The organism is Peptoniphilus senegalensis JC140 (genome assembly GCF_000321025.1).
In the GTDB taxonomy this organism is placed as follows: Bacteria; Bacillota; Clostridia; order Tissierellales; family Peptoniphilaceae; genus Peptoniphilus_A; species Peptoniphilus_A senegalensis.
In genome coordinates, this window is sequence record NZ_HE610718.1 from 508,060 (window position 1) to 534,286 (window position 26,227).

The following is a 26,227-nucleotide window of genomic DNA, read 5'->3' on the forward strand; positions in this document are numbered from 1 at the left end:
GTATTATTATATAATTTAAAAGGAGGATACTATGGAAAAGAAAAAATATAACTCAAAGGATGTTGCAATTTTTATTTTTTATGCACTTTTTGGTATTTTTATGTTCTTTGTGCCTGTTACAATTGGCGGAGCAAAGAGTATACCAATTGACCACATAACAACACTTGTGAAAAAACTTCCAAATTATAACCTGATTTTTGGCGTTTTTATGGTACTTGCTGGTATAGCCTATGCAATAAAAACTAAATCTTGGCAAAAAAGTAAACTACACTCAGTATTCTTTGCAATTAAACTTGTAGCTTTAGTATTTGTTTTTATGTTTGTAACTAATAAAGGCCCTGCAAGAATATTTGATGGTGATATGCTTCCACTTATTTGGAATGGAATCATGGTATCTGTAGCTACAATCGTACCTATTGGTTCAGTTTTCTTAGCATTCTTAACTGGCTTTGGACTAATGGAATTTATTGGTGTATTTATGGAACCAGTAATGAGACCAGTATTTAAAACTCCAGGTAGGTCAGCAGTAGATGCCGTTGCATCATTCGTAGGTTCATATTCCCTTGCACTTTTAATTACAAATAGAGTTTACTTGGAAGACACTTACACAAAGAAGGAAGCAGCAATTATAGCAACAGGTTTCTCAACAGTATCTGCAACATTTATGATTATAGTTGCAAAAACTTTGGGCTTGTTAGACTACTGGCTAGCATACTTCTGGATTACACTTTTTGTAACATTTATAGTAACAGCAATTACAGCAAGAATTTTCCCACTAAATAAAAAACCACAAGAATATTATTCTGGAAAAGAATATATACCTGAAGAAAAGAAAAAAGTTACTTTTGGCGAAGCCCTAGATGCAGGAATGGAAGCTTACAAAAATTCTGGCTCCTTAGCGCTTGTTATAAAAGATAACTTTATAGACGGATTTAAAATGGCACTTAACATTGCCCCATCACTTCTTGGCGTAGGTATGATAGGACTTTTACTTGCAGAATACACTCCAATCTTCGACATCATTGGATATATTTTCTATCCATTCACACTTTTAACTAGAGTAGAAGAGCCACTTATGGTTGCTCAAGCACTTGGCATGAGTATAGCAGAAATGCTTTTACCAGCTCCAGTTGTAGCAGGTGCAGGTCTTGGACTAATAGCTAAAATGCTAGTAGCTGTAGTATCTGTATCAGAAATACTATTCTTCTCAGCATCAATCCCAGTAATGATGGGAACAGAAATACCTCTAAAATTCTCAGATTATATTATAATTTGGATTGAAAGAGTTATATTAAGTATAGTAATCACTATGCCAATACTTTATATATTCTTTAGATAAGTTAAAATAATTTAATAATTTTTAAAAACCAGGCTCTCTTAATTTGCCTGGTTTTTTACGGCTCTATGTCAAATATTGGGGAGACTCGTTAACTCGAGTCTCTCTTTTCATTTAAAAATCAATACTTATGTACTATTAGAATATCAAAACTAAAATAACTAAAAAAACACTAAAGATAGTGTTAGGAGAAACATTATACCTATTAGCAATAGAAGAGCTAGAATGAAGTTCATTAAATTCAGTACAATAGCAAAACAAGCCTATTAGTCATAGTATGACCCTTAGCAATAAAATTAAGTTCTCTTTCAAAACGACAACCACAAGATTTACAATCATACCTAGTCTTCTTTAAGTGAATAAGGCATTTCTTACCATGAATATAAGTATCCTTAATCTTTTGAATTCTATGATCATGAACCCAAATTCTTTTAGAAGCACAATGAGGACAAGTATCCATCTTTTTAACAGAAGCATGAACATAAACAAAGTCATTATCCTAATCATAGCTATCAATTTTTAAAAGAGAAAAACTTTGTTTCCTTATCTGAACTACTTTGTTTCCTTATCTGAACTAAAAGAAAGTATAGTTGCTTTAAGAGATAAAAATTACAAGAACACAAGACCTATTAAAGATGCCGAAAAGAAAATAGATGATAGAGTACAGCCTATCGACCTTGCAGAAAAATACTTGAGGTATAAGGTTAATTACAAAACCTATACTAAGCTAAAGAAAAACAAACAAGATACTTTCTACAATGAACGTACCGCAGAGTTTATATTATTTGAAAGTACCAAGAAATATTTGAAAGGGCATTTAGGAGAAAGTAAGATCTTATCTATCAGTAAATGGAAATCAGAATTAGCATCCAGATGACCTATATTCTCAAATCATAGAGCTACAAAAAGAAGTTGAACAAGCTAAAAGTGTCAGGAACTGTATAGAGAAATTGCAACAAAAACAGAGAACTAACACAGGTAAAGAGGAATGAATTAGAACTATAAAATCAAGTTGAAAAGTGGTATAATAAATAAAAATTTAGTTCAAAGATAAAAACGCAATATACATTCATGTAAAATGTATTAGAACTGGTAGGTAGCCCAGTCGTCTAAGTAATTATTCCCTTAGGTAAGTAACCTTCCCCTCCGGGTTGTCCATTCTTTGATAAAGCATTAAGGAGGGTCTGTTATGGAAAAAATAACAGGGCAATTAACGGTTTTTTTGATGATCCTTTTTGGGTAGGTGTTTTTGAGCGTATAGAAGGAAATAAATTATCGGTATGCAGAGTGGTGTTTGGAGCAGAACCTAAAGATTATGAAGTATACGATTTTATTTTAAAAAATTATAGTAATTTAAAATTTAGTTCAAGCATAGAAGTTGAGGTTAAAAAAGAAAATGCTAATCCTAAAAGATTGCAAAGAGAGGCAAGAAAACAAAGCAAACAAGTAGGGATAGGTACAAAATCTCAATTGGCATTGCAACGACAAAGAGAAGAAATGAAATTGGAAAGAAAAACCCAAAGTAGGCAAAGAAGAGAGTTGGATAAACAAAGAAAATTTGAATTAAAACAAGAAAAACGCAAACAAAAACACAGGGGCAAATAGTAATGAGCTATTTGTACCAGAGGATTACCGCTAATCGCCAAAACAGTAAATCAAAAAAATTTTACTGTTTTTTGGCTCTATGTCAAATATTGGGGAGACTCGTTAACTCGAGTCTCTCTTTTCATTTAAAAATCAATACTTATGCGCTATAGAATATCAAATCTAAAATAACAAAAAACAACCAAAAATGAACATAGAAAACAAAACCCCTAAGAGTTTTGTGAAATTTTCCCATTTTCCTATCACTACTTCCATGCAAACATAATTCTTTTTCTAGACAAATTAAAATTTTTCATACCAACACAATTCCTCTTTGAATATGAGTATCCTTAATCTTTTGAATTCTATGATCGTGAACCCAAATCTTTTTAGAACCACAGTGGGGACAAGTATTCATATTTTTGACAGAAGCATGAATATCAACAAATTCATGTTATTATTATCTTGCACTTATATGCACCTCCTTGCTTTATTGTTGGTATTTCAAGTTTAGGACTAAATGCGTATAAGTGCAATTTTTTTACATAAAAATATCTGTTAGAGGTTTACTACCCCAACAGATATTATAGAGCCTAATTTTTAACGAATTATTTTATATTTATAATTTAGCTAATTTTTTATAAATATTTCCACTTTTAATTAGATCTTCATGATTTCCAGATTCAATTATTTCTCCATTTTGTAATACTATAATTTTATCTACAATATTTACAATATTTACAAATCTATGAGCAATAATTATACCAATTTTATTTTCTAAAATATTTTCGTATAAATCAGAAATTTCTTTTTCTGTAATAGCATCCATTGAAGCATTTGGCTCATCTAAAATGTACATACTACTATTTTTAGCGAAAGCCCTAGCAAGAGCAATCTTTTGCCACTGACCCATAGATAAATTAACTCCATCATCAAACCACATACCTAATTGAGTATCTAGTTTCTTGTCATAGGAATTAATCAAATCTAAAAAATTAAATTTACTTGCTATATTTTTTATTTTCTCATCTTCACTCATAATATCTAAATTACTATAAGATATATTTTCTCTAAAGCTTGCTTCATATTTAACAAAATCCTGAAATAAGGTGGAAATTTCTTTTAGCAGAGATTCTTTATCAATATCCCTAACTTCAATGCCATTAATTAATATATTTCCTTCATAGTTTTTATAAAATCCCATAATTAATTTTATTAAAGTTGTCTTTCCACTTCCATTCATTCCTAAAATGGCAATTTTTTCATTCTTATTTATATGTAAGTTAATATTTTTAAGTACATATTCTCTTGAAGAAGTATATTTGTAATATAAATTTTTTACTTCTATTTCCTTTATTTTATATATTTTTATCTTGTTAGAAACTTCCTCTTCTTTCAAATCAAAAAACTCAAATAACTGTCCTATAAATAAACTTTGATTGACCATATTTGATAGTCCTAAAAGAATTGAAGTGATATTAGACTTAGAATTTGAAATTGCTCTAATATAAGTTATAACATCTCCAATTAGAATTTGATCAAGAAATCCTAATGAAATTGTGAAATAAAAAATAAATCCATCTATTAATGTTTCTATTATACTAATTAAGCTTGACCATTTTACTTGTGACTTATTTATTTTAAGTCTTCCTTGTTAAATCTTTCATTAAGTTCTTTATATTTATTTATAAAATAAGAAAAAAGATTGTAAGTTTTGAGTTCTTTATAAAAATTTCCATAAGACAATAAATATGTTAAATACCAGCTTTTTCTGCTATCTTTTGTTCTCTTTTTTATTATCTCAAATCTTTTTAAATTAAATTTATTGTTTATAAGATACTTAAATATTGGAATAATCATAATAACTATTACAAGCCAAACCCTAAAATTTATTAAAATAAAAATATAAGAAGATAGAGTAATCATCTATTGAATTTATCTCTTATAGCCTTATAATAATCATAAACTTTCCTTATATAAATATCATTATAATTATTCAATAATAATTGATTTATTATCATAATATCATTTGAATATATTATTTTATCTCTATTTATAAAATAATTTGACATTCTATCATTAATATTAATAATCTTTTGCTCATAATTCTTAATTATAATAGGCACCCTTATTTTAATTCAAGTTAAAATTCAATTATACTTTTTATTTAATAAAAATGGAGTATACACAAGTATAGCTGTTATTACAGATACAAGTAAAAAGTCTTTTGTAAAAATAAAATCTTGATTGTAATCTGCACCAGAAACATTAGCCATAAACATATTGTGCAAAAGATGGATGAAAGTTACCGTAAAAACATTTCCACTCTCCATATAGATGAGTCCAAGCACCATCCCAAAAGTAATGCAAAATACAGTAATATCTATACCTGCATAAAGACCTTCTATTCCAGAATAAAATATAAAAAAATATAAGGGCAAATGAGACAAGCCCCACATAAAGCCAGTTAATAAAACTCCTATTCTATTACCATACAATGATTGAAATCTTGTCTGTAAAAAATATCTCCAACCATATTCTTCACCCATAGTAAATATTAAATTAATGATTGTGCTAAATAATCCTATGGTAAATGTACCTATTACTCTCGTCAAAAGATCAGTAAAATCTACATCTGATTGAAAGTAAAAATTTAATATTCCCATTCTAAATGTATCTATTAAAATTACAATAAAAGCCCATTTAGCCAATATAGCAAAATTAATTTTCCCTCTTAATCTTTTATCATCTATTGTAAGTAAATAAATACTAATTGCCCAACCTAAATATACGGCATAATTCATATTATTTAAAACTTTTTCGGAAAATAATGCCAAAATGTAAGAAAATATAAATAATATAAAGTATAAGGAGTATATCAAGTTGAATTTATCCTTAAATAAATCTTTTAACTTAAAATCTTTTTCTAATAATATAGCAATAAAAGCAGGAACCAAACTCGTAATAAGGGTTATAACCCCTGTATTATCTACTTTATAAAAATATTTACATGTAATTCCCAGTAAAAAATCTAGAAAAAAAACTATAAATAAGAAGTATTTTATTTCTTTTTCTATACTCATATTACCCACCCTCTTTTACCATTTTTTAACTCATTGATTTATTTATACTCATGAAATATCTTATAATCAACAAAATCACTACCACTTTAAAGAATATAAATTGTCTTAAAATAGATTTCTATATTTCTTCCCTTTTCCAGGATTATTCATATATGAGTAATAAAGTGATTTAGAAGATATTAAAAGAGCATTTTTAAAAAAATTATCTAAAGATTCATTGTCTAAAATAAATTCATAAATATCTTTATTTGAATTTCTATATTCTTCTAAATAACAAAAAGGAATAGCTGGCGTTCTAATCATAAAAAAACCCAAATATTATAAATCATTATTTTACCTCAGCTCATCAATCTTATATTATACTGTACAACGTTTTCTGAGCTTATGGTATCAATGCTTTATTTATTTGTCAATAACTCTTTTACTTCATCGTATAAGATATAAACTATATATGAAAGATTGTAAAATAAGGTTAGCCACATAAAAATATCTGTTAGAGGTTTACTCCCCAACAGATATTATAGAGCCTTTTTTCTCCTAACAAAAAAACTGCTGGGATAACCCAACAGTTTAAGTCTAATTAGTCAGCGCTATATGGAATAAGTGCAATTTGTCTTGCTCTTTTAATAGCAACTGTCATTTCTCTTTGATGTTTTGCAGTTAAACCAGTGATTCTTCTTGGAAGAATTTTTCCACGGTCAGAAATATAATTTCTTAGCATATCAACATCTTTATAGTCAATTTTTTTAGTTTTATCTTTTTCAAAAGGATCTACTTTTTTCCTTCTGCCAAATCTTCTTTGCATTTTTACCCTCCTTAAAATGGAATATCGTCATTATCAACAGGGAAAAATCCATCTTCGTCGTCGTTATTTTTATTTGAAAAATCATTTCCGTAAGCTGAATTTACTGGTTGGTCATTATTAAAGCCGCCTTGATTAAATCCTGCTTGGTTTTGATTTTGGAAATTATTTTGATTAAAGCCGCCTTGGTTTTGGTTAAAGCCTCCTTGATTTTGTCCTTGGCTTGAACCTATGAAAGAAATAGCATTTACAACAACATCAGTTGTATAAATTGTTCTTCCTTCTTTTTCGTAGCTTCCTGTTTGGATTCTACCTTCTACTCCAATTTGACTTCCTTTTCTATGGTAATTTGCAATAAGTTCAGCTGTTTGACCGAAAGCTGTACAGCCAATAAAATCAGCAGTTTGTTGATTATTAGCTTGTGCTTCTTGTCTTTTTTGCTTTGACATTCTTCTGTCAACAGCAAGAGTGAAACGACAAATAGCTGTTCCATTTTGCGCATAACGAAGTTCTGGATCTCTTACTAGTCTTCCTATTAAACTAACACAATTCATAAAAACTCCTTAGTCTTCAACTTTTATAATCATTTGTCTCATAACTGGGTCCATAATCTTTGCGACTCTGTTGATTTCAGCAATGTCTTCTGGTTTTGTTTCGAATTCAACGAAAATATAATAAGCTTCTTTTTTGTAGTCGATTTCGTAAGCTAATTTTCTCATGCCCCATTCATCAACGTTATTAATTTTGCCGTCTTTTTCGATTACCTTTTTAAGTCTGTCGAAAGAAGCATTTCTCTTTTCTTCTTCCACTTCAGGATAAAACATAATCACCGCTTCGTATTTGTTCATACTTTCACCTCCTCATGGTCTTCGGCATAGCTAAAAAAACTATGCAAGGATTGCAATCTTTGATATTATATATTAAAGAAAGAACTTAGTCAAGATTTTTTAAAATTTTGAGGTAATTATGCAAGTTAAAAAAATTAATGTCAAAGAAAAAAAGAATATTGCCCTTGTTGCCCATGACCACAAGAAAAAGGAGCTTTTGGATTGGGTTAAAAGGCACGAAGATGAGTTAGTCGGTCATAATTTTATTGGCACAGGCACTACTGCTGCTCTCATTTCTCGTGAGACTTCTCTTGATGTCAAACGCCTTGTATCTGGTCCTCTAGGTGGAGATCAACAACTTGGTGCGAAAATTTCTGATTCGCAAATTGACATCTTAATTTTCTTTTGGGACCCTCTTGAGGCACAACCTCACGACCCCGATGTAAAGGCACTGCTTAGAATTTCAACCCTATATAATATTGCACTTGCCACATCTTCAACTACTGCTGACTATATTTTGTCTTCGCCAATGTTTAATGAGAAGTATGACGTGGAAATTTTGGATAACGAATATTCTGTGGAAGATAGAATTTCAAAAAATGATTTTGATTGATTGTTAAATAGTTTGTTTAAATTATTTTAAAGATATTTTTATATTTATTTGTCTTATAAAAGGAGGAAGTATGGATTACAAAAGATTTGATGACAAAATCATCGCAAGAATTGATAGAACTGAAGAAGTTCACGAAAAATTAAAAGAAATTGCTCTAAAAGAAAACATTAAGCTTGCATCCGTTTATGGAATTGGTGCCACAGATGACTTCACTATTGGACTTTTTAGTCTTGCAAAAAGAGATTATAAAGAAAAAAACTTCAAGGGTGAGTTTGAAATTTTATCTCTAATTGGAAGCATAACAACACTAAATGGAGAATATTATCCTCACCTTCATATTTCTGCATCTGACGGCGAAGGAAAAGTTTATGGCGGCCATTTAAAGTCTGCCAAGATAAGTGTAACTTGCGAACTAACTATTAATGTAATAGAGGGCACTGTTGAAAGACAAAAAGATGACTTCACTGGCATAAATATTTACAAGTTTGACTAATTTTAATTAAAGCGACTTTTGTGGTCGCTTTTATTTTTTTGCCTTTTTTTGATAAAATAAATTCATTGGAGGTTATTATGACAAATATTTTAGATAGATTTTTAAATTATATTTCCTTTGAGACAACAAGTGACGAAAGTTCAGAAACTTGTCCTTCAACTAAAAGACAATTAAAACTTGGAAATTATTTAGTGGAAGAGTTAAAGTCCCTTGGTATTGATGCTGAAATTGATGCAAATGGTTATGTCTATGGAGAAATTAAGGGCAACACTAAAACAGAAAAAACTGTTGGTTTTATTGCTCACATGGACACTGCTCCCGACATGAGTGGAAAGGATGTAAAAGCAAAGATAATAGAAAATTATGATGGCTGTGACATAAAATTAAATGATGACTTCACTACAAGTGTATCCGATTTTCCTTTTTTAAAAGATTTAAAGGGCGAGACTATTATAACTACTGACGGAACTACACTTCTTGGTGCAGATGATAAGGCAGGCATTGCTATAATTATTTCTGCTGTAGAAGAAATTTTAAAAGATAAAGATGCAAAATATGGCGACATAAAAATTGCCTTTACACCTGACGAAGAAATCGGCAGGGGCGCAGACAAGTTTGATGTGAAAAAATTTGGTGCTGACTTCGCTTTTACAGTTGATGGAGGTCCTCTTGGCGAGCTTGAATATGAAACCTTTAACGCAGCTTCAGCTAAAATCAAAATTCAAGGCAAAAATGTCCACCCAGGTTCTGCCAAGGACACAATGGTAAACTCACAGCTAATTGCCATGGAATTTAATTCAATGCTGCCAGTAAATGAAAGACCTGAATATACAGAAGGTTACGAGGGATTCTCACTTCTTCTTAACATGGAAGGATCCGTTGAGTTCACGAAAATGTCCTACATCATAAGAAATCACTGCCGAGAAAAGTTTGAAGATATGAAAAAATTATTTGAAGAAGTTGCAAATTTCTTGAATAAAAAATACGACAACCGAGTTAAACTTGAAATCAAAGACCAATATTACAACATGAGAGAAGTCTTAGAGAATCGCATGGAAATAATTGACCTTGCAAAAGAAGCTTTTGAAAAATCTAGTGTCACTCCAAAAATTGGCCCAGTAAGAGGTGGAACTGACGGCTCAAAATTATCCTTTATGGGGCTTCCTACTCCAAATATATTCACAGGCGGCTACAATTATCATGGTCGCTATGAATTGGTAAGCCTTGACCAAATGCAAAAGTCTAAGGAAGTTGTAAAAAATATTATAAAGCTGTTGGCTGAATAAAATTGATATTAGAAAAGACCATCATGCACTTTGATGGTCTTTCTTTATAAACTTAATCTTCACTATTTACTTTTCCATTTTTAACTTCATTTTCATTAGAATTAGAATTAGAAACAGAAGTAGAATTTTCTTCTTTAACAGCTTCTTCTTTTAACTTTTCTCTAAGTTTTTTATCTCTAATTTTTTGCTCAATAGCTGCTCTTTCTTCTTCTGTCATATTTTGCAACTCTTCTTCAGTATAATTTAATTCTTCCTCACTTGCTTCAGACTCATTTTCTCTGAGTCTTAGGAGTTCATGTGCCTCGTATCTTGCATCTTCTTTCTTGACAAAATATAGGGGCGAACCCTTTTTAGTTGTCCCAGCCACAGTTTTCATGCCAATATTTTCCTTGTCAAGAGTTACTCCATAATAGGCTAGATAAGAAAGCTGACCGTAATTCATGTCTGTCTCAACATGTTTATTGGCAATAGAAACAAGTTTTGGAAGTTTTAAAAGCATCTTAGGAGACTTCATCTTGTCAAAAATCTTCATGATAAAATCTTGTTGAGCTTTAATCCTATCAAGGTCTTGGTCCTTGTAAATTTTTCTAATTCTAAGATATTTAACTGCATCTTCTCCATCTAATAGGTGAAGTCCCTCTTCAAAATTAATTTCAAGAGGCGGTATAGTTGATGGATCTGTGTACTTGTAGGCTGGAGTGTAAACTTCCACTCCGCCAATTGCATCTACAAGCTCCTTTACTGCTTCATAATTAACTGTAACGTAATGGTCAATTTTTACTCCCATAAAGTCTTCCACACTTGAAACTTGAAGATCAATGCCACCACGAGAATAAGCTGCATTCATTCTATAATTGTCATAGCCCTTTAACTTGTAGTATGTATCTCTTGGAACAGATAAAAGTCTCACTCTATCGTACTTTGGATCAATAGATAGGAGCATAATTGTGTCTGCTCTTTTTGAATCAGCATCCTTTTCATAAGTTACTTCACTTGAATCAATTCCAATCAATAAAATATTTACAATATCTTCGTCATCATTAAAGACAGTAATTTTTTCTGGCTCTCTGACTTCTGCTTTATTTATAATTTTTTTATTATCATCTAATTTTTTTCCCCTTGGCATAAACATAAATGTAAGCCCTAGTGCACCAAGAAGAAATACAACTGTAAGGAATACAAATATTCTGTAAATATATTTCATATTAACCTCCTAAACTAAGTCTATATATAAAAAAACTAAATTTTCAATACTTTTTACTTATATGATATTGTTAATTTGCTTTGGGTAAAATATAAATATGAAAATATTATTAGACGCAGACGGTGCACCAGTCCGTGAGATAACAGAAAGGCTCTGTCAAAAATATAGTACAAAACTTATTATAGTAAAAAATTACACACAAGAGTTCACATCTATTTATGGAGAAATTATTAATGTAGATATATCAAAGGAGTCTGCTGATCTTTATATAGCCAATTGTGCAAAAAAGGATGACCTCATCATTACAAATGACAAGGGTCTATCTTCCCTTGGTCTTTCAAAAAAGGCGAGGGTCATGGATTTTCAGGGTAACTTCATAGATGATGACAATATAATGGAAATGCTAGAGAGCCGTCACTTTAAAAGAAAAATGCGTGATAGACAAATTTATTTTAATATTGCGAAGAGAGATAATGTTGCCGATGAAAACTTTTATAAGGCACTGGAGAAATTTTTGGAGGAAAATAAAATGCTAACACTATTTGTTTCAAGCCTTTGCCCCGACTGTCCACCAGCAATTGCAGAAGTAAAAGAGAAAAACTTGGACTGCGAAATTGTTGACATAACAGAATCAATGGCAAACTTGAAGAGATTTTTAAAGGAGAGAGACTTCTCCGAAAGCTTTGACGAAATTGTAGAAAAAAATCACGTTGGAGTGCCTGCACTTATGCGTGGTGATGAGTTTTACTTTTTCGACGGAAACTTAGATGAATTTTTAGAGGGATAATATGGAATTTAAAGATTTTAAAGAATTAGCAAAAGTAAGAGAATCATGTAGAGATTATGATGCCGATAGAGAAGTTGAAATAGAAAAAATTGAGGCTTGCCTTGAAACGATGAAACTTGCGCCATCAGCCTGCAATGCACAACCCTATTACTACTACATTGTCCATGGCGACGATGCAAAAAATATTTCAAAATACTTTCAACTTGGCAAGATGAACTCCTTTGCTAAAGATATATCTGCCTTTGCAATTGTCACAGAAGAAAATTACAACCTATCTGCAAAGATTGGCTCAAGTGTAAAAAATCAAGATTACAAGTCCATTGACATAGGCATATCTGCTGCCTACTTCACAGCAGAAGCCACAAGCCTTGGTCTATCAACTTGTATAATGGGTTGGTTTGATGAGGAAAAATTACAAAAATTTTTAAAGACAAAAAGTAGAATTAGACTTGTCATAGCAATAGGCTACGCAAAAAATGATGACCTTCGCGAGAAAAAAAGAAAGACCTCTGACGCCTTATATAAAATAATTTCAGAAGAACTCTAAAAAAGAAAACTAGGTTCATGTGGACCTAGTTTTTTACATTATGGGTTTGATGTAGCCAAGCTCCATGGCTGTGTTATAAGCCTCAACAAGGTTTTTCGCCCCAAGCTTTGCGTAAATATTTGCTATGTGATTGTAGAGAGTCCTTTCGCTTATGAAAAGTTTATCTGCAATTTCTTTTTTATTAAGTCCCTTTACAAGTTCAGTCAAAATTTCTTCCTCTCTTTTTGTGAGAGCTTCCAAAAGGTCAGGGCATTGATCTTTAGATAAAACTTTTTCATCTCTATAGACTCTTTCTAGCCTTTCAATTAATTCATCCACTTCTACAGACTTATTTATAAAGTCTCTGGCGCCCTTTTCCTCTGCTTTTCTTTTGTAGTTAATCATGTCGTAGGAAGTCAAAATTACAACTTTTTTATTTTTGTCAAAGTCTTAAATTTTATCCAAGATGTCAAAGCCCGTCTCATCTCTCTTTAAATTTATGTCCACAAGAAAAATGTCATAGTCCTTTTTCATTTCAGCATAAAATTTTTCAATTTCATTTGTATAAAAGCATGAGATTTCCCTCTCTTCCAAGAGGAGCCTTAAGCTCTCGCCAAAAATTTTGTGGTCATCTAATAAAAGAATTTTCATCTCTACACCTTCTCAATCTTATTTTTGTGTAAAGGGTCCTTCTCCTGTCCTCGTAGGAAATTTCGCCTTCATTAGAGGAAATTAGCATCTTCAAAAGTAGAACCCCCCTCTTTGAATCCTCTATATTTTTAAAGTCCTCTTCAGCCATGCCGTCGCTTTCCACTTCCATAATTATAAAGCCTCTATCTTCATAGAGTCTGTAAAAAATATAGGTCGCCTCTGAATGCTTGTAGATGTTGTTGACAAGCTCCTTGGTAATTAGGGCAATTAGTTTTACTTCCTCGCCCCTTAAATTTTCTAAGGCACTTGAAATTTTCTTGTCAATTTTTGTAGTCTTGTCAGGATAAAGGCTAGCCACATTTTGAAATATTCCATGAATATTTTCTTCCATGCCAAAGTCTTCAAAGAGACTTGTCTGATAAAACTTCATAATTTTCCTAAGTCTTTCATTTAATTTTGTAAGCAGGTCACTTGCCTCGTGAATCTTGGGCTCTTTTAGGCTCAAATAATTTTTGGCAGCAAAAATATCTTGTAGGACCTCGTCATGGATAAGCCTTGCAAAATTTTCCCTTTCATTTGCCAAGTACTGAGACATATAAAATAATTTAAAGGTCTTGTCATAGACATCTTCCCTATCCTTTAAGAATAGGAAAAAGAAAAGGCAGCAGGCAAAAAATATTAATTGATTAAAAATATTTATGACAAAGGAATCCAAATCCAAGAGATAGGTTAAAATCATAATCATAGAAATGAAAATTCCAGTAAATACCTGTGTCATCTTTTTTGAGACAGGAAGAATATTAATGTAAAAAATCTTCTCTCTTCGCAAATTTTTCACAATATAAAAAATTGAAGTCAATAGTCCTATGGCAAAGCACATTAAAAAATTAAAATTTTTATTTAAGGCTAGGGCAAAAAATAAGAGTGAGGCATAAATATAAAGTCCGTCAGTTTTTTTATCCTCTTCCTTAGTAATTTCTGTGTAAATAAAGCCATAGATAATTAGGATCAATGCTGCGGAAGTTAGGTTTATTATTGGATCTTTTTTTGTAATTTCGCCAACTTTATAGAGGCAGCACCAATAAAAAATCAAGGCGGCGTGTGAAATTATTATTTTTAAAATTCTCTTCCCCATCAAAAGTAGGTCACCGCAATCCTTTCCTTGTTTGTCCTTATTGCCACAAAAATATTTGCAAAAATTAAAATTAAAAACTTGCTTATCAAGTACAATTTTATCACAGAAGTGAAAATATAAATATTAGTTGATACTATTAATACAAGGCCTCCAAGAAGAAATATCTTCTTTTGGATACCAGCCATCTTGTTCATGTTTTCTGTATTTAAAATTTTTAAAATTAAAAAACTTGTGTAAAGGCCAGCTGTTACTAGGAAGTTTAAAATTTCAAGGACCTCAATCCTTGTCTTGAAGGAAAAAAATATTAGGGAAGGCAAAAGCGTAATGAGGCTTAAAAAAAATAAGGTCCCAAAATACTTTAAGAGTAGGAATCTTATTTCAACTCCATTGGAAAGGACAAACTCAATTTTCTTTCTTGCCTTGTCTTCTTGTAGGGTCCCCTTGGAAAACTCTAAAGCAAAAATTAAAAAGATGAGGGCTAAACCTTCTAGGCCCATGAGCCTTGATAGACTTGTGTTTTTTTCAAAAGATATGCTTGATAGAAAGGTAAAAATGAGTCCAAAGAAAGCCATTAATAGGGCATTCCTGTCCATGATTTTCTTTAGATCAAGACCAATTAATTTTAAGACCATTCTGATTTCACCTCCATAACACTTTCATTGTCCATTCTCCTAAGCTCATATAAAGAATAAAGAGCCAAAAAAATTGTTGCAAGGATATTTATAATGATTATAGAAATACTTACATCTAAATTTATTTTCTCCAAAAAATTTAAAATCTTTCCAGAAAAATCTCCCAATAGATAAATCATAAGACTTGTAGTAAAGAAAACTATATTTTTGAAAAACTTAAAATTCTTCCTATACATTGCCCTTATGTTAAGGGTCAAAATCAAAAAATAATGAAGTATGAGGCATGTTAGGTAAATTGCGATAAAGGATTTGCCCAAGTTACAAATCACATAAGTTCCAAAAAAAATTATGAATGAAGGAAAAGATGAAAGCCTCCAGTTTTCTATTGAATATGTCCTTATTAGCTCTCTTACATCAAGTCCAGTCCCCAATAAAAACTCCAACCTTCCACTTAGCTTATCCCTGAGACTTAAATTTACAAGAATAGTGTTAGATCCAATTATTCCAAAGCCAAGTATAAAGGCGTAGGCCAATAAGATGATAAAACCATCTCCCCTTGCCCTAAAAAGAAAATTATAGAGGGCAAAGAGGTATGCAAGTGCAAGTAGAGAAAATAAAACTGTATTTATAATCACTTCTCTGTCCCTAAAGATTATGTATCTCGTCGCCTTATTTATATTTTTATCTTTCATCTTGATCCCTCATCAATAAATAAATTCTCAAGATTTTCTCCAAGTTCTGAAATTTTTTTTGTGAATAAAATTTTTCCATCCTTAATCATTGTTACCATATCGGCAATTTTTTCTATCTCAGATAAATCATGGGAAGTTATGATAATTGTCTTCCCTTGGTCTTTTAGCATGGCAATTATTTTTCTTATTTCAACTCGAGATAGAGGGTCCACACCAGAAGTTACTTCGTCTAAAAAAATAATGTCTCTATTCATTAAAATAATTATGAGAAGGGATAACTTCCTCTTCATACCCTTAGAGTAAGTTGCAACCTTTCTACCTAAATCATCTGTAATGCCAAGTATGTCGGAATATTTTATGTAATTTTCTTTATCTGAACCAAAATAAAGGGAATATATATTAATATTTTCCATGCCAGTCTTGTCCTCATAGAGGTAGTCATTTTCAAGTAGGGTGGCATAGGACCCCTTGACTTCGACATGACCTTGGCACTTATAGATTCCTGTTAGGATCCTCAGTAGACTTGTCTTTCCTGACCCGTTTGGTCCAACAAGGGCATGGACAGTATTTTTTTCCACACAAAAAGAAAAATTACAAAAGAGTTTTTTGCCCTTAAAGTTTTTTTCAATATTTTTTACAATTATTTTGTCTTTCATCTTGCCTCCTTGTGCAAGCTCCCTGTGATTGTTTTATTTTAAAATCTAAAAATTCAAAAATTTTAAGACGCAGCCCAAAAAAATTAAGATGATACCCAAAAATTTTTTCTTTTTACTATCTTTTTCCAGGATAAAACTTGCAAATATAAAAATTCCAACAAATAAAATAATGTTTGATATTGTCAAGTATTTCATTTCTTATCTCCATTCTAAATTTATAAAATCTACATTTCATGAGTAATAACTGCAAAAAATAAGAGGTAAATTTCTCTACCTCTAATTTTCTTATTTATTTAATTCATCTTCCATAGCCTTTACAAGTTCTTTAAATTTTTCTTCTTCAAGCTCTGTAAAGCGACCTATACTAGGCGAATCTAAATCCAAAACTGCAACAACTTCAGCCTCTACTATAATTGGCAATACGAGTTCCGAATTTGAAGCACTGTCACAGGCGACATGCCCTTTAAAGTCATGAACATTTTCTATCCTCATAATCTTTTTATTTTTCCAAGCAGATACGCAGACGCCCTCTTCACTTAGTCTTGTGCAAGCAGGAAGTCCTTGGAAGGGTCCAAGGACAAGTTCCTCTCCTCTTACAAGATAAAAGCCTGCCCAATTAAGATCTTCAACTACATTAAAAATTATGGAAGAAATATTTGCCATCATTGCAATCATGTCGGACTCAGTTTTTATTGTTGCCCGTCCAAAGTCTAGCATATAGTCTAGTCTTTCAACTTTTTTTAATTTTTCAATGCCCTTTAAATTGTCATTCATAAAAGACCTCTTTCTTTAAATTTTTATTTTTTAGTTTTTAAAGCTGTGAACAGGTGCAGGTATAAAGCCTCCACGATCTGCAAATCTGTCACAATTTCCTCTGTGAACTGGAATTATTGGGGCTGAGCCAAGTAGTCCACCAAAGGTTGCCTCTTCGCCAAGGCCCTTTCCTATTACTGGTATAAGTCTAACGGCAGTAGTCTTTTGATTTATAATACCAATCATTGCTTCGTCTGCAATTATAGCTGCAAGTGTTGATGCTTTCGTGTCTCCTGGAATTGCTATCATATCGAGACCAACTGAGCATACACAAGTCATTGCTTCAAGCTTATCTAGTCCAATGTGACCATCTCTTGCCGCTGCTATCATGCCTTCGTCTTCACTTACAGGTATGAAGGCACCAGAAAGTCCGCCAACATGATCAGATGCCATGATACCACCCTTTTTCACAGCGTCATTTAACATGGCAAGGGCAGCAGTAGTTCCATGTCCACCAGCAAATTCTACTCCAATTTCTTCTAAAATTCTTGCAACTGAGTCGCCAATAGCTGGTGTTGGGGCAAGAGATAAATCAATTGTGCCAAAGGGAACTCCCACTCTATTTGCAACCTCTGTACCGATTAATTCTCCAAGTCTTGTTATTTTAAAGGCTGTCTTTTTAATAGTTTCTGAAACTACATCAAAGCTTTCTCCCTTAACTTTTTCTAGGGCATACTTAACTACACCTGGACCAGAAACTCCAACGTGAAGGACTACATCCCCCATGCCAACTCCGTGAAAAGCTCCTGCCATAAAGGGATTATCTTCCACTGCATTTGCAAAGACAACGAGTTTTGCACAACCAATGGAGTCTGCATCCTTAGTGTTTTTTGCAGTCTCAAGAATTTTTTCTCCCATTAGCTTAACTGCGTCCATGTTTAGACCTTTTTTTGTTGTTCCAACATTTACTGATGAACAAACTTTTTCTGTCTCAGCAAGTGCTCTAGGAATTGAATTTATTAAAATTTCATCAGCTGGAGTCATTTCTCCATGAACTAGGGCAGAAAAACCACCTATGAAGTCAACACCAATTTCCTTAGCAGCCTTGTCAAGAGCCTTGGCAAATTTAGTGTAGTCTTTTTCCTCAGTTGCTCCAGCAATAAGTGCAATAGGTGTAACAGAAACTCTCTTGTTTACAATTTCTACTCCATATTTTTTGCCTATTTCATTTGCATACTCAACTAAATTTTTTCCATATTTAATAATTTTATTGTAAATTTTTTCGCAAGCTATATCTGCATCTTTATCTATACAGTCTAAAAGTGATATGCCAAGAGTTACAGTCCTAATGTCTAAGTTCTCTTGGTCAAGCATCCTAACTGTCTCTAAAATTCTTTTTTTATCCATAGTAGCTCCTTAAATTTGGTGCATCTTGTCAAAGATACCTGTGTGTTGAACTCTAATAGAAAGGTCTAGTTCTTCGCCAAGCTTTTCGTAGGCATCTACAACTTCTTGGAACTCAACGTTCATCTTCGTTAAATCAACCATTACAATCATTGTAAAATAGCCATCTAAAATTGTTTGAGTAATATCAACAATATTTAGATCAAACTCCACCATCTTCTTTACTACTTCATATACAATACCGATTTTGTCACTACCAATAACAGTTATTACAGCTCTCATAGCATCCCCCTTATTTAAAATTACAATTATTATACCATAACTTAATGTATTAATAATCTCTTTATGCTTGTAACTTCCTTTACTTTATTATATTATAAGGCAAAAGGGGGATAATATGAAAAATTTTAAAATTATTATAATTTCTCTTCTTGCAATTTTACTTTTAACAGCTTGTGGCAAAAATAAAAATTCTAATCAAGAAGTTGCTGAAAAAAATAAAGTTGAAGAAAAGGAAAAAGCAAACGAAGCAGATATAAAACTTTTTATTGCTAGAGAAAATCTTGGAGAGTCCAGTGAAAAATTTCCTCTCGCAGAAATCCTTGGCGACTTAAATTTAGATGACTATGAAAGAATTTTTAAGGGCGCAAACTTTACTGATAAGGAAATTGAAAAGAAAGAAAATAAGTCTGGCGATGTCATAATTTCATCTGATGGTAGAGAAATAAAACTTGCAGCTGTATATAAGGATAAGGTTTTTGAAAATGAAGAAATTAATGATAAAAATTCAAAATTAATTGAGTCAAATAATTCTTTAAGAAAAAAGGCTTTAACTTTACTGCTTTCAAATAAAATGCGCCAAGTTGAAACAATGAATAATCCTGGAGAGTACAGAACTTATTATCCAAATTTAGTAAAGGACTTTTTTGAAGATGGCAAATTAATTTTTCTAGCATCTGTTAATAATGCAAATTATTCTTACAAAGATGGAATCTTTAATCAAGATTCAGGCTATCTTATTCCCATGGAATTTCAATATATTTTAGATGAAGATAAAAATTTTGTCTTTGATAAAAAAATAGAGGCAGAAGATGGATCAAAGAATGGTCCTTCTATTGAAAAAATGGCTCGTGGTGATAAGATGACCTTTGATAACTTGCTGCTTGCCAATATAAATAAGGAAATTTATGACAGCTTAATGGAAGATTTATTTTATGTCGCAAAAGAAAAGGGCTTAAAGGACTTTACTCACAAGCTAGAAGAAATTCCTGGCTACGAAAAAGATGTAGTCTACATTGAAAATGGACCAAGACACATTGATGGCACAGTTGAAATTGCAAAGAAAAAGGATTACGAAGAGGCAAAAAATAATTTTGGAAAAGAAAACTGGTCTTATTGTGAAGGTATAATTTATCACAAGGACACTGGCATTGCTGTAAAAGGCATAATTGATTATTTCGAATAAAATTTTTTATGAAAAATCCCTTGCTAAAAATCTAGCAAGGGTATTTTTGTCTTCCTGTGAATTTTTTTATTTTTATTTGCAAGCCTCGATGAATTTTTTAAAGATTAAATTCATTTCATCGTCATCATACATCATCTCTGGATGCCACTGTACCGCTAGAGCAAATTTTTTGTCCTCAAGGTAAACTGCCTCAATTAATCCTTCTTCTGAAAGTGCCGCTTTTTTTAGACCTTTTCCAAGTTCGTTTATGCCTTGGTGGTGGTAGGAGTTTGTCCAAATTTCATCTCTCTTAAATATTTCATAAAGTGGAGAGTCCTTTACAATATTTAATGAATGTGACGGCTCATTTCTAAGTGAGTTACTCATAGAGTGTGCAGGAAAACCTGCTGAAGGCAAGTCTTGATGAATTGTTCCTCCAAGTGTAATATTTAAAACTTGAAGACCTCTGCAAATTCCAAGTATAGGTATGTCCTTTTCAAGGGCATATTGTGTCATAAAAATTTCTTGGTGGTCTCTTATATTGTCAAAGTTCCCGGCTTTTCCGCTATTTCTTTCATTATAAGTTCTTGGATTTACATCGTGACCACCGGATAATAAAAGTCCGTCAACTTTATCCAATACAAGACTCATATCTTCCATACTTTTTATATTTGGTATTAAGATTGGCACGCCGCCATTTCTTTCAACTGCCCTAATATAATCTGCTGCAACAAGTTGCCACTCTTGACCTTCAACTCCAATTTGTCCAACATCATTTTGAGAAATATCTCTAAGTGAGTTAATAGAAATTCCTATAATTGGTTTCATAATCTTCCTCCCAAAGTTTTATATTTTCATTATATCAAATAGAACTGCAAATTGATAATACATAAAGTTCTATGTTGCCTTTCTTGACTAAAAAATATGGCTGATATATAATTTATTGACTAGAGGTGTTATATGAACTTAAAGAGACAATTTTTTAAATTTGTTATACCATCAATAATTGCTATGTGGGTCTTCTCAATTTACACAATTGTAGACGGCTTTTTTGTAGCAAACTTTGCTGGCGAATTAGAATTATCAGCTGTTACAATAGTTATTCCCTATGTAAACTTTCTCTTTGCCATTGCCATAATAACTGGAGTCGGTTCTCAAACCATTATTGGAATAGAGCTTGGCAAGGGAAATAAAGACGAGGCAAATAAAGTTTTTACTTTTATAATCATATTTATACTTGCCTTTACTGCTATTCTTGCCGCCCTTGCACTAATTTTTATGGATAAAATAATTTTATTCTTGGGAGCAAATTCAACTTTATTTCCACTGTCTCACCAATATTTATCTGTAATTGTATTTTTCTCGCCTTTTTATATAATTTCCTATGCCTTTGAAGTTTTGGTAAAGGTAGATGGCTTTCCTAGAACTGCAATAATAGGTGCAGTCTCTGCTTGCCTAACAAATATTATCTTGGATTATATTTTAATCGACAAATTTCACATGGGAGTTAGAGGAGCTGCCCTTGCAACAGGCATTGCACAATTTTTATCTTGCGTCATTTTTTTCCTTCACTTTAGAGCTGCCAAGGGCTACCTTCGCTTTGTGAAAATTAAAATGACTGTAAAAGAAATTTTATCTTATTTAAAGACAACTATAGCCTATGGCTTTGGCGAATTTATATCTGAACTTAACACAGCAACTTTTGTCTTTATCTATAATTTATTCATAATAAAATATATCTCACCAGAATTTTTGTCTGCCTATGCAGTTATAAATTACTTGTCTGTCTTTGCAAACTCAACCTTCCAAGGAGTTTGCCACGGCACACTCCCTCTTCTATCCTACTATCATGGCTCAGAAGAGAGAGATAAGAGTCTAAAAATAATAAAAATGAGTTTTATCTTTATCTCTATAATTTCAATAATAATGTATACAATTTCTTATTTCGGTGCAGAAAAATTATTTAATATGTTCTTGGAAAATAAAACTATGATTTCATCTTCCATTAGACCACTTAGACTTTATGCCTTGATGTTCTTCTTGGCAGGCCATAACTTATTTATAGCGTCATTTTCTTCAGCTATCGGAAACCCAAAATATTCAATCGTCATTAATATAATGAGAGGTTCAATTGCCCTCTTTCTTTCCATTTACCTATGTGTAAAACTTTTTGGCGCAAGTTATCTGTTCTTGGGAGCCTTTATATCTGAAATAATAGTATTTATAATAGCCCTATACTCTTTAAAGAAAATGACAAAAAAACCTAAATTGCAAAGAATTTAAAAAAGGAAGTCACTTTTATTTTGACTTCCTCTTTTTCCATCTTTTAAGTTTATTTTCTATTATTTTTAGTCCAAATATTTTTTAAATTCCTCAGGAATATTTTCTGTGAGGTATCCCAATCCACAAATATCTGGTCCTACATGAGCTGCTATTGTTTGTCCTATTTCAAGCGGCAAAAATTTGTGGTAGCCTTCCTCTTCCAATTTAGAAATCAATGGCTTTAAAATTTCTTTGTCATCTGCATAAACTGGAAAGACTCTGTCACTTCCATCTGATATAGACTTTTCAGAAATAATTTCCATCATTCTCTTATAGGATTTATTTTTCCCACGAACAACTTCTGACACAAAAAGTTTTCCCTCTTCATCAACTTCAAGAATTGGCAAAATGTTTAGGACGCTTGATATTCTTGCCTTGGTCCTAGAGACTCTTCCCCCTTCATAGAGATATTTTAGGTCAAAAACTGTAAAGATATGCTTGGTATTTTTAACTAGAAATTTTATCAGTTTCGTAACTTCTTCATAGCTTGCTCCATTTTTTGCTGCGAGACCTGCAAAATATGTTATTTGACCAAATCCAACTGAAGCTGCAAGAGAGTCAATTACTTCTATTTTTACATCGTATTTTTCTTCAATTTCCTTTTTTGCCATATAGGCATTTTGAAAAGTTCCACTAAGTCCTGATGAAAGTGTGATGCAAATAAAATTGGTTCCTTTACTTGCCAAATCTTCAAATTTTTGCAAGTACTCATAATAAGTTATTTGACTTGTTTTGAAAAACTTGCCTTCTCTCATCTCTTTGTAAATTTCTTTGTTAGTCATTTCATCTGGCAAATCTTCTCCATCTTGGTCTGTACTTTTTATTTTTAAAACTTCTATATCAAGTTCTTTTATTGTTTCTTTATCTAAATCACATGAAGAATCGGATATTATTTTAAAAGACATTTGTCCCTCCTCTAGTCTACAGCATCTTTATAGTTTCTATTGTTTTATTTATTTCATCCTCGTTATTAAAGTAGGAAAGAGATAATCTCACAATGCCCCTATTACTTGTCCCCACTCTCTCGTGGAAAAGTGGTGCACAGTGTATTCCTCCCCTTGAGGCAATTTTACTCATCTTATATAATTTTTCTGAGATTTCTGACGAAACATAGTCCTTGTAGTTAAAGGAAACTATGCTTGAATCTTTTTCATTGCAATATAATTTTATTCCTGGAATTTCTTTTATCCCATAAAATAATTTTCTTCTTAGGGCATGAATTTTTTCGGAAACTTTATCAATTCCTATCTCATCAATAAATTTTACCCCTGCACCTAGTGCAATAATTGAGTGAAAATTAATTGTACCATATTCAAAAACATCAGGCATCTCAACAGGGTTAAATCTGTCAAAAGAATTTACTCCGCTGCCACCAGTAAAGACATTTTTAAATTTTTCGCCAGATAAATCTATTATTGCACCAGTGCCACTTGGTCCAAAGAGAGCCTTGTGACCTGTTAAGCAAAAAATTAGCCTTGGATATTTTCTCTCATTAAATTTTATTTTAACAGTTCCTGCAGCTTGTGCTCCATCAACAATTAATAAAAGATCATGTTCTATTGCAAAGTCATAGATATAATCTAAATCTGTCACTGCTCCACTTACATTGGACTCTGCTGTTATAACTATTGCCCTTGTATTTTTCTTTAAGTCTTTCTCCAGTTCCTCTAATTTTAAATTGTAATTTTCATCAATATCTATAAAAGAAAGCTCGACACCTCTATTTTCTAGTTGATAGAGAGGTCTTAGGACAGAGTTGTGCTCTGTAAGGCTTGTAATAATGTGGTCGCCCTTTTTAAATAGAGAAGACAAAACTAGATTTAAAGACGTTGTTATATTTGCTGTAAAGGCAATATTAAGCGGGTCTTCAAGACCAAAAAAATCTGCAAGAATATTGCGAACGTCATAAACTGCTTGGCTAGAATTTATAGCCTCATCATAAAATCCACGTGATGGATTGGAAAATTTCCTGCTGGCTATAGCATCATATAAAGTTTTTGAAACTACTTCTGGCTTTATAAGTGTAGTGGATGAATTATCTAGGTAAATCATTTTTCTCCAATCTTTACAATTTTTCTGCAAGAATTATCTTCTATAAATTTATAAATACCCTTGGGATATATATTTTTCTCAAGAAGCAAGCTTTTTGCCAAGTCTAAATCGCCTTCTAGCTTAACAGAAAATCCACAGCCCTTGGAAAGCTCTTCAGGTACTGGAATTACTCTTGCGGATAATTTGTTTTTTCGAATAACTCTCTCTGCCTTAATTGCTTTGTTAGAAGAATCAAAGGTCAAAAGAAAATATTCTAGCATGGTTTTACAACTCTATACTTGGTCATAATTTCACAAATTCTATACATATTTGTTATTTCTCCAATTTTAAGTTTGTCCTTTAATTTATAATTTTCAAGGCAAAGTCCACAGGATAAAATTTCTGTTCCCTTTTCTTCTAATTTTTTAAAGTCTTCGATGGTTTTTTCATTTATTGTTGTTAAATGAACTCCATGATTGTAGCACAAAATGTATTTAGGATGGCTGTCCTCTTCTGACAAAGCATAAGTGAAGGATTCCATTAATTTTTTTGAAAATTCTTCTTCGCCTACGCCAAGTTTGTCTGATGAAAAGATAACTACATATTCATCACTTACATCTTCAGATTTTTTTCCATATTCAGATTTTTTTAGGTGGACTTCGTAGTCAGTCTTTGAAATTTCAACTATGCTAGTTTCATAACCCAATTGGTCTGCCATCTTTTTTAGGTTTTCAGTTGCAACTTCATTATCGACTCTTACTAAAACTTCTTCTAAATTGTTTTCACTAATTGCCCTCTTAGTCATAATTACTGGCCTTGGACAAGCATATCCTCTCGCATCAATTTCCATTTATATCACCTTAAATTTTTTATTTTCTCTTGGTATTACGCGACCAACATAAAAAGCGGGAATTCCACTTTCTTTCATCTCATCTAAAATTTTTTCTGACTCATCTTTTTTTGCAGCAAAGAGAAGTCCACCCGATGTCTGTGGATCAAAGAGAACTTCCTCTAGGGAAAAGTCTTTAAAAGTAAACTCAACCTTATCTTCTAGTGCCCTTCTATTTCTCTGTCCCCCTGCTGTAAATAAAAATTCACTGGCAGCTTCATAACTTCCAGACAAAAAATTTATTTGGTCAGCAAAAATTTCTACAGACTCATCAGTGCACTCATCAAGATGACCAAGTAGACCAAAACCCGTCACATCAGTGACAGAAGAAACTTTGTGTTTCTTTAAAATTTCTGCTGCATACTTGTTTAATGTAGTCATATTTTTTATTGCTTCTATGTAATTTTCTTCTGAGGTCATGCCCACTGAATAGGCACTCATAACAAGACTAACTCCAAGAGGCTTTGTCAGAATAAAATAGTCGCCCACTTCTGCCCCACTATTCTTCCAGATTTCATTGTTTTTAACAATGCCCGTTACGCATTGACCAAATTTTATTTTTCTGTCATGGATTGAATGTCCACCTGTCACAGAAACTTCTGCTTCTCTACAAATATCTTCTGCTCCTCTTAAAATTTCCTTTAATATTTCAAGGTTTTCTCCTTCAGGGAAGCAAACTATATTTAATGCAAACTTTGGCTCTGCTCCCATGGCATATATATCTGAAATTGCATTAGTGGCTGCAATTCTTCCAAAGTCATAGGGATTTTTTACCATAGTAGAAAAAAAGTCCAAGCTCTCTACAAGGGAGATATCTTCATTTATTTTATATACACAGGCATCGTCTCTACCCTCAAAACCCACAGTAATTTCTTTTCTCTTGTAGGGCTTTAAGTCACTTAGTATGCCTGCCAAATCTTTTACGCCGATTTTCTCGTTGCATCCTCCACAAACTTCAAGCTCTAAATTAATTTCTGACATATTATCACCATATAATATTATAGCACAGTGACTATTTTTCTTATATTCTTTTATCAAAGTAAAAAGTCCAAGTCTTCACTTAAAATTATTATTTGC

General features: G+C 32.0%; 34 protein-coding genes. 10 read left to right on the forward strand and 24 right to left on the reverse strand.

Translation table 11 applies throughout. From position 1 onward, the window contains the following. Positions 1–31 precede the first annotated feature (31 nt). Positions 32–1,339 carry a YjiH family protein gene (locus PTSHG_RS06825; RefSeq protein WP_019108148.1) on the forward strand — a complete coding sequence of 436 codons (1,308 nt, stop codon included), beginning with the start codon at positions 32–34 and terminating at the stop codon, positions 1,337–1,339. A gap of 238 nt (positions 1,340–1,577) precedes the next feature. Here the strand turns inward: PTSHG_RS06825 and PTSHG_RS10315 are convergent, their stop codons facing one another. Further along, positions 1,578–1,796 carry a transposase family protein gene (locus PTSHG_RS10315; RefSeq protein ID WP_082210740.1) on the reverse strand — a complete coding sequence of 73 codons (219 nt, stop codon included), beginning with the start codon at positions 1,794–1,796 and terminating at the stop codon, positions 1,578–1,580. 75 nt (positions 1,797–1,871) lie between these two features. On the opposite strand from PTSHG_RS10315, the gene PTSHG_RS09830 reads away from it, so the two are divergent. Both PTSHG_RS09830 and PTSHG_RS06835 read left to right on the forward strand, forming a co-directional pair. Next, the gene (locus PTSHG_RS09830) at positions 1,872–2,213 is read left to right on the forward strand and encodes a hypothetical protein (protein WP_019108149.1); all 342 of its coding nucleotides are present in this window, start codon (positions 1,872–1,874) and stop codon (positions 2,211–2,213) included. A gap of 332 nt (positions 2,214–2,545) precedes the next feature. Then, a complete protein-coding gene (locus PTSHG_RS06835; RefSeq protein WP_026088861.1) occupies positions 2,546–2,941 on the forward strand; it encodes a YjdF family protein in 396 nt (131 codons plus the stop codon). Positions 2,942–3,233: 292 nt separating this feature from the next. Here PTSHG_RS06835 and PTSHG_RS10320 read toward each other — a convergent pair whose 3' ends face one another. The 7 genes from PTSHG_RS10320 to rpsF form a co-directional block, all read right to left on the reverse strand. Next, positions 3,234–3,338 (reverse strand): transposase family protein, encoded by a 105-nt coding sequence (locus PTSHG_RS10320; RefSeq protein WP_162137627.1) that lies wholly within the window; start codon positions 3,336–3,338, stop codon positions 3,234–3,236. Between the two features lie 201 nt (positions 3,339–3,539). Then, positions 3,540–4,367 (reverse strand): ATP-binding cassette domain-containing protein, encoded by an 828-nt coding sequence (locus tag PTSHG_RS09520; protein WP_026088862.1) that lies wholly within the window; start codon positions 4,365–4,367, stop codon positions 3,540–3,542. Between the two features lie 703 nt (positions 4,368–5,070). After that, entirely contained in the window at positions 5,071–6,003 is a 933-nt protein-coding gene (locus tag PTSHG_RS06850) for a CPBP family intramembrane glutamic endopeptidase (protein WP_019108151.1), read from the reverse strand. A gap of 105 nt (positions 6,004–6,108) precedes the next feature. Next, positions 6,109–6,306, reverse strand: a complete 198-nt coding sequence (locus PTSHG_RS06855; RefSeq protein WP_019108152.1) for a hypothetical protein — start codon at positions 6,304–6,306, stop codon at positions 6,109–6,111. Between the two features lie 277 nt (positions 6,307–6,583). After that, positions 6,584–6,808 carry a 30S ribosomal protein S18 gene (gene rpsR, locus PTSHG_RS06860; RefSeq protein ID WP_019108153.1) on the reverse strand — a complete coding sequence of 75 codons (225 nt, stop codon included), beginning with the start codon at positions 6,806–6,808 and terminating at the stop codon, positions 6,584–6,586. A gap of 11 nt (positions 6,809–6,819) precedes the next feature. Then, complete coding sequence (locus tag PTSHG_RS06865) at positions 6,820–7,359, reverse strand: single-stranded DNA-binding protein (protein ID WP_019108154.1); 540 nt, start codon at positions 7,357–7,359, stop codon at positions 6,820–6,822. Positions 7,360–7,368: 9 nt separating this feature from the next. Beyond that, positions 7,369–7,653: a 30S ribosomal protein S6 gene (rpsF, locus tag PTSHG_RS06870; RefSeq protein ID WP_019108155.1), complete on the reverse strand. Its 285-nt coding sequence runs from the start codon at positions 7,651–7,653 to the stop codon at positions 7,369–7,371. A 118-nt stretch (positions 7,654–7,771) separates the two neighbouring features. Between rpsF and PTSHG_RS06875 the strand changes: the two genes are divergently transcribed. The 3 genes from PTSHG_RS06875 (at position 7,772) to pepT (ending at position 10,024) form a co-directional block, all read left to right on the forward strand. Further along, on the forward strand, positions 7,772–8,245 hold the full coding sequence (locus tag PTSHG_RS06875) for a methylglyoxal synthase (protein WP_019108156.1): 474 nt from the start codon (positions 7,772–7,774) through the stop codon (positions 8,243–8,245). A gap of 70 nt (positions 8,246–8,315) precedes the next feature. Further along, on the forward strand, positions 8,316–8,738 hold the full coding sequence (locus tag PTSHG_RS06880; protein WP_019108157.1) for a PPC domain-containing DNA-binding protein: 423 nt from the start codon (positions 8,316–8,318) through the stop codon (positions 8,736–8,738). Positions 8,739–8,815: 77 nt separating this feature from the next. Continuing rightward, on the forward strand, positions 8,816–10,024 hold the full coding sequence (gene pepT, locus PTSHG_RS06885) for a peptidase T (protein WP_019108158.1): 1,209 nt from the start codon (positions 8,816–8,818) through the stop codon (positions 10,022–10,024). A gap of 52 nt (positions 10,025–10,076) precedes the next feature. Here pepT and PTSHG_RS06890 read toward each other — a convergent pair whose 3' ends face one another. Beyond that, positions 10,077–11,228, reverse strand: a complete 1,152-nt coding sequence (locus tag PTSHG_RS06890) for an LCP family protein (RefSeq protein WP_019108159.1) — start codon at positions 11,226–11,228, stop codon at positions 10,077–10,079. Positions 11,229–11,325: 97 nt separating this feature from the next. Here PTSHG_RS06890 and PTSHG_RS06895 point away from each other — a divergent pair, with 97 nt between their 5' ends. Together PTSHG_RS06895 and PTSHG_RS06900 are read left to right on the forward strand one after the other, a co-directional pair. Continuing rightward, on the forward strand, positions 11,326–12,015 hold the full coding sequence (locus tag PTSHG_RS06895) for a DUF188 domain-containing protein (protein WP_019108160.1): 690 nt from the start codon (positions 11,326–11,328) through the stop codon (positions 12,013–12,015). Position 12,016: 1 nt separating this feature from the next. Then, positions 12,017–12,562, forward strand: coding sequence for a nitroreductase family protein (locus tag PTSHG_RS06900; protein WP_019108161.1), 546 nt, complete (start codon positions 12,017–12,019; stop codon positions 12,560–12,562). A 33-nt stretch (positions 12,563–12,595) separates the two neighbouring features. Here the strand turns inward: PTSHG_RS06900 and PTSHG_RS10105 are convergent, their stop codons facing one another. The 9 genes from PTSHG_RS10105 to PTSHG_RS06945 form a co-directional block, all read right to left on the reverse strand. Continuing rightward, on the reverse strand, positions 12,596–12,946 hold the full coding sequence (locus PTSHG_RS10105; RefSeq protein WP_162137629.1) for a response regulator transcription factor: 351 nt from the start codon (positions 12,944–12,946) through the stop codon (positions 12,596–12,598). A gap of 45 nt (positions 12,947–12,991) precedes the next feature. Beyond that, on the reverse strand, positions 12,992–13,192 hold the full coding sequence (locus tag PTSHG_RS10110; protein ID WP_019108163.1) for a response regulator: 201 nt from the start codon (positions 13,190–13,192) through the stop codon (positions 12,992–12,994). Beyond that, a complete protein-coding gene (locus tag PTSHG_RS06910; RefSeq protein ID WP_019108164.1) occupies positions 13,170–14,327 on the reverse strand; it encodes a sensor histidine kinase in 1,158 nt (385 codons plus the stop codon). Before PTSHG_RS06910 ends, PTSHG_RS10110 begins: the two co-directional genes overlap by 23 nt. Beyond that, entirely contained in the window at positions 14,327–14,959 is a 633-nt protein-coding gene (locus tag PTSHG_RS06915; protein ID WP_019108165.1) for a hypothetical protein, read from the reverse strand. The genes PTSHG_RS06910 and PTSHG_RS06915 overlap by 1 nt, the downstream gene beginning before the upstream one ends. Then, positions 14,950–15,651 (reverse strand): hypothetical protein, encoded by a 702-nt coding sequence (locus PTSHG_RS06920; RefSeq protein WP_019108166.1) that lies wholly within the window; start codon positions 15,649–15,651, stop codon positions 14,950–14,952. The genes PTSHG_RS06915 and PTSHG_RS06920 overlap by 10 nt, the downstream gene beginning before the upstream one ends. Next, on the reverse strand, positions 15,648–16,307 hold the full coding sequence (locus PTSHG_RS06925; RefSeq protein WP_019108167.1) for an ABC transporter ATP-binding protein: 660 nt from the start codon (positions 16,305–16,307) through the stop codon (positions 15,648–15,650). Before PTSHG_RS06925 ends, PTSHG_RS06920 begins: the two co-directional genes overlap by 4 nt. A 285-nt stretch (positions 16,308–16,592) precedes the next feature. Beyond that, complete coding sequence (locus PTSHG_RS06935) at positions 16,593–17,081, reverse strand: free L-methionine (R)-S-oxide reductase MsrC (RefSeq protein WP_019108169.1); 489 nt, start codon at positions 17,079–17,081, stop codon at positions 16,593–16,595. Between the two features lie 30 nt (positions 17,082–17,111). Continuing rightward, positions 17,112–18,467, reverse strand: coding sequence for a PFL family protein (locus tag PTSHG_RS06940; protein WP_019108170.1), 1,356 nt, complete (start codon positions 18,465–18,467; stop codon positions 17,112–17,114). 9 nt (positions 18,468–18,476) lie between these two features. After that, positions 18,477–18,746, reverse strand: a complete 270-nt coding sequence (locus PTSHG_RS06945) for an ACT domain-containing protein (protein ID WP_019108171.1) — start codon at positions 18,744–18,746, stop codon at positions 18,477–18,479. A 115-nt stretch (positions 18,747–18,861) separates the two neighbouring features. Between PTSHG_RS06945 and PTSHG_RS06950 the strand changes: the two genes are divergently transcribed. Next, positions 18,862–19,929 carry a hypothetical protein gene (locus tag PTSHG_RS06950; RefSeq protein WP_019108172.1) on the forward strand — a complete coding sequence of 356 codons (1,068 nt, stop codon included), beginning with the start codon at positions 18,862–18,864 and terminating at the stop codon, positions 19,927–19,929. A gap of 72 nt (positions 19,930–20,001) precedes the next feature. Here PTSHG_RS06950 and PTSHG_RS06955 read toward each other — a convergent pair whose 3' ends face one another. Beyond that, the gene (locus PTSHG_RS06955) at positions 20,002–20,736 is read right to left on the reverse strand and encodes a gamma-glutamyl-gamma-aminobutyrate hydrolase family protein (RefSeq protein ID WP_019108173.1); all 735 of its coding nucleotides are present in this window, start codon (positions 20,734–20,736) and stop codon (positions 20,002–20,004) included. Positions 20,737–20,868: 132 nt separating this feature from the next. On the opposite strand from PTSHG_RS06955, the gene PTSHG_RS06960 reads away from it, so the two are divergent. Then, on the forward strand, positions 20,869–22,191 hold the full coding sequence (locus PTSHG_RS06960) for an MATE family efflux transporter (protein ID WP_019108174.1): 1,323 nt from the start codon (positions 20,869–20,871) through the stop codon (positions 22,189–22,191). A 65-nt stretch (positions 22,192–22,256) separates the two neighbouring features. On the opposite strand, the gene PTSHG_RS06965 is transcribed toward PTSHG_RS06960, so the two are convergent. The 5 genes from PTSHG_RS06965 to selD are packed head-to-tail and all read right to left on the reverse strand — an operon-like array spanning position 22,257 to position 26,131. Next, positions 22,257–23,135 carry a DegV family protein gene (locus PTSHG_RS06965; protein ID WP_019108175.1) on the reverse strand — a complete coding sequence of 293 codons (879 nt, stop codon included), beginning with the start codon at positions 23,133–23,135 and terminating at the stop codon, positions 22,257–22,259. Positions 23,136–23,151: 16 nt separating this feature from the next. Further along, a complete protein-coding gene (locus PTSHG_RS06970; RefSeq protein WP_019108176.1) occupies positions 23,152–24,282 on the reverse strand; it encodes an aminotransferase class V-fold PLP-dependent enzyme in 1,131 nt (376 codons plus the stop codon). Further along, the gene (locus tag PTSHG_RS06975) at positions 24,279–24,542 is read right to left on the reverse strand and encodes a putative Se/S carrier protein (protein WP_019108177.1); all 264 of its coding nucleotides are present in this window, start codon (positions 24,540–24,542) and stop codon (positions 24,279–24,281) included. Before PTSHG_RS06975 ends, PTSHG_RS06970 begins: the two co-directional genes overlap by 4 nt. Next, positions 24,536–25,111 carry a sulfurtransferase-like selenium metabolism protein YedF gene (gene yedF, locus PTSHG_RS06980; RefSeq protein ID WP_019108178.1) on the reverse strand — a complete coding sequence of 192 codons (576 nt, stop codon included), beginning with the start codon at positions 25,109–25,111 and terminating at the stop codon, positions 24,536–24,538. The genes PTSHG_RS06975 and yedF overlap by 7 nt, the downstream gene beginning before the upstream one ends. Further along, positions 25,112–26,131: a selenide, water dikinase SelD gene (selD, locus tag PTSHG_RS06985; RefSeq protein ID WP_019108179.1), complete on the reverse strand. Its 1,020-nt coding sequence runs from the start codon at positions 26,129–26,131 to the stop codon at positions 25,112–25,114. Between the last annotated feature and the right edge of the window lie 96 nt (positions 26,132–26,227).

What these genes read in the sequence shown, in the direction of transcription:
- PTSHG_RS06825 (WP_019108148.1), top strand. Translation starts at nt 32, where the DNA reads ATGGAAAAGAAAAAATATAACTCAAAGGATGTTGCAATTTTTATTTTT.
- PTSHG_RS10315 (WP_082210740.1), bottom strand. Translation starts at nt 1,796, where the DNA reads ATGGATACTTGTCCTCATTGTGCTTCTAAAAGAATTTGGGTTCATGAT.
- PTSHG_RS10320 (WP_162137627.1), bottom strand. Translation starts at nt 3,338, where the DNA reads ATGAATACTTGTCCCCACTGTGGTTCTAAAAAGATTTGGGTTCACGAT.
- PTSHG_RS09520 (WP_026088862.1), bottom strand. Translation starts at nt 4,367, where the DNA reads ATGGTCAATCAAAGTTTATTTATAGGACAGTTATTTGAGTTTTTTGAT.
- PTSHG_RS06850 (WP_019108151.1), bottom strand. Translation starts at nt 6,003, where the DNA reads ATGAGTATAGAAAAAGAAATAAAATACTTCTTATTTATAGTTTTTTTT.
- PTSHG_RS06855 (WP_019108152.1), bottom strand. Translation starts at nt 6,306, where the DNA reads ATGATTAGAACGCCAGCTATTCCTTTTTGTTATTTAGAAGAATATAGA.
- rpsR (WP_019108153.1), bottom strand. Translation starts at nt 6,808, where the DNA reads ATGCAAAGAAGATTTGGCAGAAGGAAAAAAGTAGATCCTTTTGAAAAA.
- PTSHG_RS06865 (WP_019108154.1), bottom strand. Translation starts at nt 7,359, where the DNA reads ATGAATTGTGTTAGTTTAATAGGAAGACTAGTAAGAGATCCAGAACTT.
- rpsF (WP_019108155.1), bottom strand. Translation starts at nt 7,653, where the DNA reads ATGAACAAATACGAAGCGGTGATTATGTTTTATCCTGAAGTGGAAGAA.
- PTSHG_RS06875 (WP_019108156.1), top strand. Translation starts at nt 7,772, where the DNA reads ATGCAAGTTAAAAAAATTAATGTCAAAGAAAAAAAGAATATTGCCCTT.
- PTSHG_RS06880 (WP_019108157.1), top strand. Translation starts at nt 8,316, where the DNA reads ATGGATTACAAAAGATTTGATGACAAAATCATCGCAAGAATTGATAGA.
- pepT (WP_019108158.1), top strand. Translation starts at nt 8,816, where the DNA reads ATGACAAATATTTTAGATAGATTTTTAAATTATATTTCCTTTGAGACA.
- PTSHG_RS06890 (WP_019108159.1), bottom strand. Translation starts at nt 11,228, where the DNA reads ATGAAATATATTTACAGAATATTTGTATTCCTTACAGTTGTATTTCTT.
- PTSHG_RS06895 (WP_019108160.1), top strand. Translation starts at nt 11,326, where the DNA reads ATGAAAATATTATTAGACGCAGACGGTGCACCAGTCCGTGAGATAACA.
- PTSHG_RS06900 (WP_019108161.1), top strand. Translation starts at nt 12,017, where the DNA reads ATGGAATTTAAAGATTTTAAAGAATTAGCAAAAGTAAGAGAATCATGT.
- PTSHG_RS10105 (WP_162137629.1), bottom strand. Translation starts at nt 12,946, where the DNA reads ATGATTAACTACAAAAGAAAAGCAGAGGAAAAGGGCGCCAGAGACTTT.
- PTSHG_RS10110 (WP_019108163.1), bottom strand. Translation starts at nt 13,192, where the DNA reads ATGAAAATTCTTTTATTAGATGACCACAAAATTTTTGGCGAGAGCTTA.
- PTSHG_RS06910 (WP_019108164.1), bottom strand. Translation starts at nt 14,327, where the DNA reads ATGGGGAAGAGAATTTTAAAAATAATAATTTCACACGCCGCCTTGATT.
- PTSHG_RS06915 (WP_019108165.1), bottom strand. Translation starts at nt 14,959, where the DNA reads ATGGTCTTAAAATTAATTGGTCTTGATCTAAAGAAAATCATGGACAGG.
- PTSHG_RS06920 (WP_019108166.1), bottom strand. Translation starts at nt 15,651, where the DNA reads ATGAAAGATAAAAATATAAATAAGGCGACGAGATACATAATCTTTAGG.
- PTSHG_RS06925 (WP_019108167.1), bottom strand. Translation starts at nt 16,307, where the DNA reads ATGAAAGACAAAATAATTGTAAAAAATATTGAAAAAAACTTTAAGGGC.
- PTSHG_RS06935 (WP_019108169.1), bottom strand. Translation starts at nt 17,081, where the DNA reads ATGAATGACAATTTAAAGGGCATTGAAAAATTAAAAAAAGTTGAAAGA.
- PTSHG_RS06940 (WP_019108170.1), bottom strand. Translation starts at nt 18,467, where the DNA reads ATGGATAAAAAAAGAATTTTAGAGACAGTTAGGATGCTTGACCAAGAG.
- PTSHG_RS06945 (WP_019108171.1), bottom strand. Translation starts at nt 18,746, where the DNA reads ATGAGAGCTGTAATAACTGTTATTGGTAGTGACAAAATCGGTATTGTA.
- PTSHG_RS06950 (WP_019108172.1), top strand. Translation starts at nt 18,862, where the DNA reads ATGAAAAATTTTAAAATTATTATAATTTCTCTTCTTGCAATTTTACTT.
- PTSHG_RS06955 (WP_019108173.1), bottom strand. Translation starts at nt 20,736, where the DNA reads ATGAAACCAATTATAGGAATTTCTATTAACTCACTTAGAGATATTTCT.
- PTSHG_RS06960 (WP_019108174.1), top strand. Translation starts at nt 20,869, where the DNA reads ATGAACTTAAAGAGACAATTTTTTAAATTTGTTATACCATCAATAATT.
- PTSHG_RS06965 (WP_019108175.1), bottom strand. Translation starts at nt 23,135, where the DNA reads ATGTCTTTTAAAATAATATCCGATTCTTCATGTGATTTAGATAAAGAA.
- PTSHG_RS06970 (WP_019108176.1), bottom strand. Translation starts at nt 24,282, where the DNA reads ATGATTTACCTAGATAATTCATCCACTACACTTATAAAGCCAGAAGTA.
- PTSHG_RS06975 (WP_019108177.1), bottom strand. Translation starts at nt 24,542, where the DNA reads ATGCTAGAATATTTTCTTTTGACCTTTGATTCTTCTAACAAAGCAATT.
- yedF (WP_019108178.1), bottom strand. Translation starts at nt 25,111, where the DNA reads ATGGAAATTGATGCGAGAGGATATGCTTGTCCAAGGCCAGTAATTATG.
- selD (WP_019108179.1), bottom strand. Translation starts at nt 26,131, where the DNA reads ATGTCAGAAATTAATTTAGAGCTTGAAGTTTGTGGAGGATGCAACGAG.